This is a genomic window from Enterococcus sp. BSD2780061688st2 D3 (assembly GCF_005844145.1).
GTDB lineage: Bacteria > Bacillota > Bacilli > Lactobacillales > Enterococcaceae > Enterococcus_B > Enterococcus_B durans.
Genome location: NZ_SPHN01000049.1, coordinates 1 through 3092, shown reverse-complemented (window position 1 = coordinate 3092; position 3092 = coordinate 1). Strand labels below are relative to the sequence as shown.

Sequence of the window (3092 nt, the reverse complement as noted above, 5' to 3'; positions counted from 1 at the left end):
AAAATGAAAAATGAGTGTTTTGATTATTGTTAAGCGATTTGTGAGCATTCGAATAGAATGTATGAATTATTCAGGTTAAATTTTATTATTAAATTTTTTAATCATTTACACGAAAATTAATTTTATAAAGAACATACTCTATACTCTTATTTTTTTTCAAGAACTCAAAAAAGCGGAAAATCCCAGATTTAAAAATCTGAGTTTCCGCTTTTGTCATTTCAAGGATGGACTATTGTCTCAGCCTCTTCTAATTTATTCTTAAGATATTTTTACTTTCTCTGCAGGTGCTGATACTTCTTTTTGTTCTTTTCGACCTTTCAACTTATACTTCATTAATCTCATGCCATTGAAAATTACCACCAAGATACTACCTTCATGAACCAACATTCCGATAGACATATTCATCCATTCGCTGAAGAAGACGCTGGTCAACAAGACCAACACTACTCCAATTGAAATCACGATATTTTGTTTCATATTATTTGCGGTGGCTTTTACTAATCCTAATGCGTGAGGCAAGTTGCTGAAGTTCGAGTTCATTAAAACGACATCGGATGTTTCAATCGCTACGTCCGTTCCGCTTCCCATTGCGATTCCAATGTCTGCTAAAGCTAAGGACGGACTATCGTTAACGCCATCTCCAACAAAGGCTACAATTTGACCACGTTGTTGAAGTTTTCCGATATAAGTCGATTTGTCTTCCGGCAACATGTGGCCGTGAGCTTCGGTCAAACCAAGTTCGCCGGCGACCACATCAACGGTTCCTTGGTTATCTCCTGAAAGAACGACTAGATTTTTCACGCCCAAGTCTTTTAATTCCTGCAAATTAGCTTTCACACCCGGACGGACTTGATCGCGAATGCCCATCAGTACTTTTAATTCACCGTCGACCGCTGTCAAAACGAGAGAGTTCCCATGTTGTTCAAACCGTTTGATATCTTTTTGCACCTTTTTGCTGAGAGTGACATTTTCTTTTTCCATCAAGGCCACATTCCCAACAGCCACTCTATGTCCAGCTACACTTGAAACGATTCCGCCGCCTTTCACGACTTCAGTTCCTTCAACAGGATAAAAGTTTGTTTCTCCAATTTGATTTAAGACCGCTTTTGCTAATGGATGATCTGATTCCCGTTCCACACTGGCCAGATAGCCAAGCGTTTCAGCAGGATCTTTTTCATACAGTTCAGTCGCTGCAACGGTTGGGTTTCCGACAGTTAAAGTACCTGTCTTATCAAATACAATTGTATCCACATTGCTGAAGTCTTGAATGACTTCACTCCCTTTTAAAAGAACACCGTTACGAGCACCATTCCCAATACCGGCAACGTTTGAGACAGGCACTCCGATAACTAATGCGCCTGGGCAACCTAGAACCAAGATGGTGATTGCTAACTCAATATTTTGACTGAACGCCCATACAACAATTGCCAGAACCAAGACAGCTGGTGTGTAGTATTTAGAAAAGCGATCAATGAACCGTTCCGCTTCGGATTTAGAATCTTGTGCTTCTTCCACGAGTTCAATAATTTTTCCAAATGTGGTGTCCTCACCAACTCGGTCAGCTCTGATTTGAATCGTTCCGTTTTCTAAAATGGTTCCTGCAAAAACTTCTGCATCAGCTAGCTTGTTGACTGGAACAGCTTCACCTGTAATGCTAGCTTCATTGATATGCCCTTCACCCGTAAGGACTATGCCATCTACTGGAACTTTCGCACCCGTTTTAACGAGCAAGATATCCCCTTCATCTATATCATCCACTTCTACTTCTTCAAATTCGCCATTATCCATTTGTTTCAAGGCGCTTTCGGGTGCCATTTCAGTCAATTCTTTGATAGCAGATCGCGTTTGGTTCAATGTTCGTTGTTCCAAGTAGTGTCCGAATAAGAATAAGAATGTGACAATAGCCGATTCTTCATAATTTTGAATAAAAAGCGCACCAATCGCTGCAATACTGACTAAGACATCAATACTGATGACTTTGACTTTCATTGCTTGAAACGCTTGAATGGCAATTGGCGTAATCCCAAAGACAGAGGCGATGATCAAAGACCACTCTGAAAGTCCTACGTTTTCTAAAACAAAGTGACTGAAGAAACCGAGTACGATTAACAATCCACTGATGACGGTGATAACATTTTTCTTGCTTAATATATATTGTTGCATGCTTTTTCCCTCCAAATTTAATTTCTCTTTTATTGATAAACACAGTATAAGATAATTGCCTAAGTAATTAATTGACTGACATCAAGTTTAGAAAGTTCTCTTTTATCGTTTCTAAGCACCTCGAATCGGATTGCAACAAAAAAAGCAATCCTGGAAAAATAGCTTTTCTTCCAGAATTGCCTAGTTCATTTAATCTGTTAAGCGGCCTTGACTTTTGCTTTAAGGACCGGATAGCCTACGTTTTCGATAGCTTTTTGAATCTCTTCAATCGAAGTGACAGCTGAATCAAAATTGGCTTTGACTTTGCTGGAGTTGAATAATACTTTAATGCTGTCTTTATCAACACCGTTAACTGATTTTACGGCACCTTCAATTTTTTGCATACAACTTGGACAAGACAACGTTTCTAATTGCAATATAGCTTTTTCCATAATTCCTATCTCCTTTATGTGTTTTTATTTTATCGGCAGCAGATTAATGAACACTGCCTTTTCCTCTTTACAACTGTAGTATAGCTCCCTTTTAGCAAACGAAAATTGACGCATATCAAGTTTTGCACTTCTTTTTATCTTTTTGCTCAATTCACCATCTTAATAGTCTTTTTCTGCCCCTTATTGCCATCAGAATAATAAGAAATTGGTGGATAATCTTGTCTGCGTATAAACCATACTACAATCGCGCCAATAAACAGGGCCAGAGACAAGGCTTGCGAAACGCGGATCCACTCGCCAATCCATAAACTGTCCGTTCGCATACCTTCAATGAAGAACCGACCCACTGAGTACCACAAAACGTAACTCAAAGCGACTTCTCCTTGACGCAAAAGCACTGAGTTCTGTCCCGTTGTTAATAAAGAGCGACAGAACACCAACGTGTAGAAAAAAGTGTGTCCGATTATTCGCTGTAAAGCAATAAATCATCTAAATCCT

General features: G+C 39.2%; 2 protein-coding genes and 1 pseudogene. All 3 read right to left on the bottom strand.

What is annotated here, in order from left to right; translation table 11 throughout:
* Window positions 1-258: 258 nt before the first annotated feature.
* The gene (locus FGQ66_RS14880) at window positions 259-2163 is read right to left on the bottom strand and encodes a heavy metal translocating P-type ATPase (protein WP_138302655.1); all 1905 of its coding nucleotides are present in this window, start codon (window positions 2161-2163) and stop codon (window positions 259-261) included.
* 197 nt (window positions 2164-2360) lie between these two features.
* Window positions 2361-2594 (bottom strand): heavy-metal-associated domain-containing protein, encoded by a 234-nt coding sequence (locus tag FGQ66_RS14875; protein WP_002292161.1) that lies wholly within the window; start codon window positions 2592-2594, stop codon window positions 2361-2363.
* Window positions 2595-2740: 146 nt separating this feature from the next.
* Window positions 2741-3079, bottom strand: a pseudogene (locus FGQ66_RS14870) (prolipoprotein diacylglyceryl transferase family protein); the annotation flags it as partial.
* Window positions 3080-3092 lie beyond the last annotated feature (13 nt).